Origin of the sequence: Bacillus sp. AR2-1, assembly GCF_008368755.1 — a bacterium.
Classification (GTDB): Bacteria; Bacillota; Bacilli; order Bacillales; family Bacillaceae_G; genus Bacillus_A; species Bacillus_A wiedmannii.
The window spans coordinates 1-7,011 of the sequence record NZ_QORY01000058.1; the positions used below are offsets into that span (position 1 = coordinate 1).

10 protein-coding genes are annotated in these 7,011 nt (G+C 30.4%); 2 read left to right on the forward strand and 8 right to left on the reverse strand.

What is annotated here, in order from left to right; translation table 11 throughout:
• Window positions 1-485: 485 nt before the first annotated feature.
• Entirely contained in the window at window positions 486-695 is a 210-nt protein-coding gene (locus DT250_RS31325) for a KTSC domain-containing protein (protein WP_046955725.1), read from the forward strand.
• 68 nt (window positions 696-763) lie between these two features.
• On the opposite strand, the gene DT250_RS31330 is transcribed toward DT250_RS31325, so the two are convergent.
• From DT250_RS31330 to DT250_RS31350, 5 genes are all read right to left on the reverse strand, one after another.
• A complete protein-coding gene (locus DT250_RS31330) occupies window positions 764-976 on the reverse strand; it encodes a YqaE/Pmp3 family membrane protein (protein WP_046955724.1) in 213 nt (70 codons plus the stop codon).
• Window positions 977-1,183: 207 nt separating this feature from the next.
• Window positions 1,184-1,843, reverse strand: a complete 660-nt coding sequence (locus DT250_RS31335) for a DUF6944 family repetitive protein (RefSeq protein WP_149214388.1) — start codon at window positions 1,841-1,843, stop codon at window positions 1,184-1,186.
• 209 nt (window positions 1,844-2,052) lie between these two features.
• A complete protein-coding gene (locus DT250_RS31340) occupies window positions 2,053-2,760 on the reverse strand; it encodes an SDR family oxidoreductase (protein WP_149214389.1) in 708 nt (235 codons plus the stop codon).
• 132 nt (window positions 2,761-2,892) lie between these two features.
• On the reverse strand, window positions 2,893-3,072 hold the full coding sequence (locus DT250_RS32530) for a hypothetical protein (RefSeq protein WP_255450571.1): 180 nt from the start codon (window positions 3,070-3,072) through the stop codon (window positions 2,893-2,895).
• A 62-nt stretch (window positions 3,073-3,134) separates the two neighbouring features.
• A complete protein-coding gene (locus DT250_RS31350) occupies window positions 3,135-3,470 on the reverse strand; it encodes a hypothetical protein (RefSeq protein WP_001066867.1) in 336 nt (111 codons plus the stop codon).
• Window positions 3,471-3,679: 209 nt separating this feature from the next.
• Between DT250_RS31350 and gerPF the strand changes: the two genes are divergently transcribed.
• Window positions 3,680-3,895 carry a spore germination protein GerPF gene (gerPF, locus tag DT250_RS31355; RefSeq protein WP_001141565.1) on the forward strand — a complete coding sequence of 72 codons (216 nt, stop codon included), beginning with the start codon at window positions 3,680-3,682 and terminating at the stop codon, window positions 3,893-3,895.
• A gap of 217 nt (window positions 3,896-4,112) precedes the next feature.
• Here the strand turns inward: gerPF and DT250_RS31360 are convergent, their stop codons facing one another.
• The 3 genes from DT250_RS31360 to DT250_RS31375 all read right to left on the reverse strand — a co-directional run bounded on the left by DT250_RS31360 (window position 4,113) and on the right by DT250_RS31375 (window position 6,869).
• Window positions 4,113-4,448 (reverse strand): YolD-like family protein, encoded by a 336-nt coding sequence (locus DT250_RS31360; RefSeq protein ID WP_149214390.1) that lies wholly within the window; start codon window positions 4,446-4,448, stop codon window positions 4,113-4,115.
• 861 nt (window positions 4,449-5,309) lie between these two features.
• Window positions 5,310-5,528 (reverse strand): hypothetical protein, encoded by a 219-nt coding sequence (locus DT250_RS31370; RefSeq protein ID WP_098058094.1) that lies wholly within the window; start codon window positions 5,526-5,528, stop codon window positions 5,310-5,312.
• Window positions 5,529-6,017: 489 nt separating this feature from the next.
• Window positions 6,018-6,869, reverse strand: coding sequence for a peptidylprolyl isomerase PrsA (locus tag DT250_RS31375; protein ID WP_149214392.1), 852 nt, complete (start codon window positions 6,867-6,869; stop codon window positions 6,018-6,020).
• Between the last annotated feature and the right edge of the window lie 142 nt (window positions 6,870-7,011).

Genomic DNA, 7,011 nt, shown 5'->3' on the forward strand with positions numbered 1-7,011 from the left:
GAACGATAATTTTCTGACATGTTACTTTCTCCTGCCTTTCAATTCTCCCGTTGATTTACTTAAAAATATTGAGGTCACTTTCTAAAATGAATTTAATTAAGAAAGTATATTGACCTGGAGCATTCAATATTTTCCTAATTCACAGATTATAAATTTTAGAATTCTTCTTATACAAACTATTTTCACTTCTATTTTCCTAATAATGCTGCCCCTTGAAGCATAGAATGTAAAAAGTGAATTTTTCATACCTCGTATAAATAATATACCTTTTTTTCAAATGGTCAATATTTTCTTATTTATAAATCAAAGGTGAAATAAAAATAGCACAATGATATGTACTTCGTGTGAACTTCCTTATCATTACGTATAACGAACATTTAATATATTGTATATAAGTATAATACCGCTTTAATTATAAGGATTTCAACACTACAACCTCAACATCTACAAGAAATTATTAAAAATGAAAAGTGAGGAGTTGCATAATGATGAAGTTATCTCCCGTGAGTTCCAAAAATATTGTTGCTGTTGGCTATAATCCTTTTTCTATGATTTTACGCATTCAATTAAAGAATGGAACGTATGATTTCTTTAACGTGCCTGAAAACATTTACACCGGTTTATTAAGCGCACAGTCTAAAACTAATTATCACAATACTTATATTAAAAATTCTTACCGCTATACTAAAATTTAAACTTAAACAGAATGAAAAAAAGAAAGGAGGTAGTCCCCCTTTCTTTTTACAATCATTTCACGACTTAGCTACCTTCTATCCCTCTTATTCATTTCATCATATGCTCGAATTTGTTTTTTTAAACGCCGATCTGCTTTTTTATCATGTACAACTAATATCGCATGTATAACTCCTGGAACCCAAAATATTAATGTTAATAGGAAGTTAATTATCGCTTGAAATGGTTTGCCGCAAAATAATACGGCTACAGGTGGCAGAAGAATTGCCAATAAATACATCATCTCTTGAAAACTCCTTGTTTTGTATTTTTTATCTCTCTTCTTTTCATACGCTCACAAAACCAATTATTTTTATATTTCATACATTCCAATTAAGCATGAAAAACTTTTCTACTCTTATATATTTTATTCAAATGCCTAAAAACCTACTACTTCAATCTTACTACGTATGTAAAATTGCCCCCCCCTTCCTTTATCAAATGTGTATTTTCATATTTTTATTTTTTCTAATCTTTCTTCTTTCTCTATTATAGTTAATCCAATCGCAGAAATAATAGTTCCTATTGCTTGTATCCAAATACCAATGAGTGCTATGATCTTCTCATTCTTCTTATCAACCATACTGTCTTCATTTTCTATTTCGTTCTTCGATACATTAATAATACCTTGATACGCTTGAAGTCCCGCACCTAAACTTTGCAAAGAATTACCTAGTATTATAATTCTCTGTATTGCTTTCATCTGAAGCAAAGCTGCTTCTACTCCTAAAAAAGCACCAATCGATTGTAAACTGTTCCCGACAATTATGAGATAATCATTCTCTTTCAATTGTTTATTTATATTAAAATATGTTCCTATTACATTTGATATATTCCCTAATGCTAATAATTCAATGCCCATTTTATCAAGCATTTCACTTTTATTCTCCAAACACATATTTTGATTTTCTCTTTCAGCTTCATCTCCGGTATCATTACTCGCTATTATTTGCAATATATAACCGAGGGCTTGTAATGAGCTTCCTACAATTACAAGATCTGATTCAACTTTCTCTTCTCCAATAAATCCTCTTGTCGCCCCAATAGCCGCAGTAAGATTTCCTCCTACTTGAAACCATGCTCCTGTCACTTTTAAACCGCTTGGATTCATTTTTATCACCTATTTAGAAATTTTCTAGTGCTTTTTTCGCCATACACAAACGGCATCCTTTATCTCATATTTATTTTCTATATGTAATTTTGTGCATTCTAAAACGTGTTAATCATACAAAAAAGCACCTTTAAGGTACTTTTTTTAGACAAAGCGTATATCACTGAAAATATGCTAATTAAAAGATACGTGTACAATTCAAAATATATTTACATACATTCTGGGCATGTCAATGAAGCTCCATTTTTATCTATTGTTATATTTAATATATATTGAATCGCATGATGTGACCACATTTCAGGTGTGGGTGATTCATTTACATACTCTGGTGCACATGAATACAGCATTGGGGTCCTGATACTTCCGCCCGGATCTAAAGCAACAACAGCCATACCATAGGGTAATTCAAGTGCCATAGATTTCGTGATACCTTCATTTGCAAACTTTGAGGCACAATATGGCGCCAGCTCAGCTTCTCCCTCTCGGCCCCAATTAGAACTCATATTAATAATCATTCCTTCTTTCCTAGCTACCATCGCTGGGACAAATGCCCTAATTACATTTACTACACCATTTACGTTTACATTCATTACATTTTCGAATTCTTGAGCTGTTACTTTCCACATTGGCGCATTTTTATTAACAATCGATGCATTATTTATTAACAAATCAGGTGCTCTATATCTATGAAGTATATAATTCGCCCAATTACTTACTTGCTGGGAGTCTGAAACATCGATTATTTGAAAATCATGTATATTACCGTAATATTTTTTCAATTCTTCAATTTTATCTTTTGAACGTCCACAGCCATATATATTCCATCCCAATTCATGAAATCGATCAACCATTGCACGACCTAATCCTTGCGTCACTCCTGTAATCATTACAACTTTTCCAGTTTTGTTTCGATGCATATACCTCTCCTCCTTTATAAAATTTTACACTCTCCCTTTTCATTCAGCCATTTACTAAAGTATCAACTCATTTCATACTTTAGTAGGAGTTTTTATGTAAGCAAAAAGAGTAACCATAACAGTTACTCTTGCTTATATATCAAAAAAGTCATTATTTATTTCGTTATTGCTTTTATATTTCAGCTTCTCTTTCCCGCATTTCTCACACCGATACATAAAAGCTACACCAAGATTACTTCTTTTAAAATCTTCGTTATCCTGCATTTTAATAAAACCATATTTATGCTTACATTGAGATTCATCTGAAAAAATTTCAAACTAATTTTTCATCATAAAACAGTTCACCTCTATGAAAGAATCTTCATCTAGTCTGATTACCTATTTTTATTTAAATTCTCAATCTCATTTTGCAACTTTTTGAATTGTTCAAAATGCATAGTGATAGATTGACTATTTCCATAATCAACACTATGCTTCACAAATAAAACACCAGTGTCATGAAAAATTGCTTCCAGTTCTTTTCTGATGGATACTTTCATTATATGTGCTGTTTTAATAGCCGATAAAATTGCAATTTCATTAAACTTTAATTTTATTTCATTTGGACAAAATGCTTCTTCAACCAATATAACTTCATTGCTATAAATAAGTGCAACAAGATTACTTGATTTTGCATCCGTTAAATCTACTTTTTTTATAACATTATTCATTACATTTTGCCTCCTTTGATTTTATATATATTAATTATACAATTGTTTTTTAAAATTAATCGACCTTACATTAATTTTAACATACTTTTATTGTAGGATTAAGCTACACTTCAAACGTTTTACTATTCCACAATTTTTGTTACATGAACCATTTGGACTATAACACCATATAGTAGTATTAACAAATGATTGTAAAGCGGGTGAAAACTATGCCCTCAGTTGTAGGGAATTTAGTTGTACAAAATAGTAACGGTTCATTTAATTTAGGCGATTTCTACAATGTTTCTCCGAAAGAAAATACGAAGGCTTATAATGGATCTGGTGCTTCAAATGTTGGTTTTGTTGTTAATACTTTTAATGGTGTGAGCGCGACTAATACTTTTGATTCTGACCTTGCAGATCAAAACCAAGTAGGTACAGCTTAGTCCTATTTTTTCATCGTACTGTTTAGGAATAATAAATTTGTCTATACTATAATCAGGCTGTTACACAGCTATTATTGATTTTTGGAGTACCCTATCTTTTTCTCCCTTTCCCTGGGGCTTAGCAGCTAGTATGAAGCTAGCTGCTTTTTCTTTTCATTATTTATATCCCTCATCTAACATAACGTAAAGGAAGCTAAAATTGAAATTTCAGCTTCCTTTACGTTATTTCAATAATATCAGAAGTATTAAATACGTAAGTTTTATAAAATGCGTCAGTACATATTACAATGCACTTTAGCGGGTTGATATGCACTACTGTCATATAACTTGTAAGGATGTAACCATCTTCAAAATATGTCACCAATATTTCTTTCTCAGACAATAATGACGTTAATAATTTATCAGAAATTCTCTCTTTTGCTTCGTTTGTTAAGAGCGGTTTTTGTACTTTAAACTTCTCTCCAACAATCTTTTGCATACTTAATAACTGTTCCGACATTACTGTAAATGGAACCCATTCTCTTTCTGCTTTCTGCACCTTTACATCATTCATTTCTTTATCTCCTTGATCATTTATCCATTCTATTTCACATATATTGTTACTCAATTATTCTTTCATAATGCTAGGATCATATTTCCCCCGCATTAACAGGGAGTATAGCTCCCACCTCAAAATCGGCACATGTGAGGTATATAAGTCGAAAACCAACCTCCCGTAAACGTTGAATTGGTGAAAGCTAATAATCAATGGACGATAAGCACCTCACTGATTAATGTTTCACTTTATTTCTAATTCATATACTATCTGCATTCAAAAGAACACTCGTTCTAATTATACACGAACATACATTCTTTTGAGAAGAGATATAATTATATTTTTAACAAAATATAATTCAAATCATTTTCTTATACATTTATCCATCATTGATTTTCTTCTTTATCAAATGAGTTTTTCACTTCCTATTTAATAGGAAGTTCACATATTTACTAAAAAAGCGACTTCATACAAAATGAAGTCGCTTTTTTCTAATAACGTATATTTCTATATTTATTTTTCTAACCTGACAAGTGTTCTTTCTGGAATCAAAATTTCATCAATTTTAAAATGATTTATTTTTAATTTTAATTCTCCCACTCGTTCCTGATCTTCATCACCAACCCAACAACTGAATAATTCAAAATAGTCCCCCTCATTTATAAAATCCCTGCCTAAACTAAAAAGTTTTAATTTTTCAAATTTATTAACCAACTATAAATGAAAGCATATATTATAAAGAACGAACTCACAAAATTTAGGGGATTTATAACGGATCATAATTCGTTCCTTATGAATTTCTATGAAAAGAGAGCAATTTAAACACTCTCTTTTCGTACATAATGTATAAAACTATTTATAAATAATTGGTCCTAATTATTAAATATATTTTGGTTGTACTATTATATGTAACTCCCTCTCTGTTACTGCTTTTTTTGGGTTACGAAAATACTCTAATTCGTATTTTAATACTTCATACTCAACCATCCCAATCTTAATCCCTTTCGTTTCCTTTAAAATAGCTAATAAGTTACTTATATCTTCATCATACGATTCAAAAACCTTCCCTCCATCTTCTCTTTGAAAAATTACTTTCATATTTTCTCCTCCTACGTAATATATTTATCTATTAAATAATTTGTTTAAAAGCATTCTTTCTTTATCCTAAAAGTTTCATACTAAAAAGAACATCCTTTTTAGTAGAATGCTCTGCTTTTCACTTCATTTCGCATCAATATTTTTTCAATACTATTGTATGTTTCATTCTGCAAATTATGTTTATCCACTTCAATAAAGAAAAACTTAAATCAATTCAGGTTTTAATTAGCCCACGCCAATCAGACTACATGCAAATAGTGGGATGAAATTAATAAATCCACTTTATATTTAATGAAATTAAGCAAACGAAACATTATAATATCAACATTCTATGAAGCATTGATCATTCCAATTTAAAACAATTACATAAATTCCCATTGTAATTCTTAATATTTAAATGTAATATTATATTGTCTTACTATCTATTTATAACTCACACACTAACTAGAAAAGGGAACCTATAAAGGTTCCCTTTTCTAATTACAGTCATTATTTCTTTTCTAGAAATTCAAATGTATTTTTAAAGTCTTTATCGTTCACTTTAATATCAGCATCTTTCAGTAAATCATTGACTACTTGTTGTTTCCATTTTCCAGTCGTATCTTGTAGTCTTTGCTGTTCTAAATCTTTACGAATTTGATCTTTTACTTCATCAAATGGCTTCAATTCTTTTTTATCTGTCACTTTAATAATATGGTATCCGTAAGTTGTTTTTACTGGCTCACTTACTTGTCCTGCATTTAATTTATATGCAGCTTCCTCAAATTCTTTCACCGTTTGTCCTGGAGCAAAACCAGTTATTTCTCCGCCTTGTTCTTTTGAACCAGTATCCTCTGAGTATTGCTTCGCTAAAGCTGTAAAATCTTCACCATTATTTACTTTCTCTTTCACTTCTTTAGCAGTCTTTTCATCTTTCACTAAAATATGACTTACCTTCATTTCTGGTTTATAGTTATCTTTTACATCTTTTTCTGTGACAGTCGCTTTAATCGCTTTCTCAAATGCAATTTCTGGCTTCATTTTTTCTTTTAATTCATCTTCATTCTTCAAGCCGACTTGCTCTAAAGTCGATTTGAAGTTATCACCCATCTTTTCTTTTGCTTCTTCTACTTGTTTTTTTGCTTCCTCATCTGAAACTTTATATTTATCTAACAACGCCTTACTTAACACCATTTGGTATAAAGTACTTTCCCCATATTTTTGTCTTAATTCTTTACTTAACTCTTTTTCTGTAACATTGCCTACTTTTGATGTTACTACGTTGTCTGAGGAACCACATGCCGATAATGCCAGTACTACGCATGAAATAATTGTTCCTAAAAATAGATTTTTCTTTTTCAATTCAAAATACCTCACTTTTATTATTATATAAGAATAACTATACAATGTACTTGTGTTAACAATGTGTTTTCCACATGTAATTCATTTCATTTGAATAAACTATGTATCTTGTTCTTTTTTCAATACGTAAAGGGCCATCTTA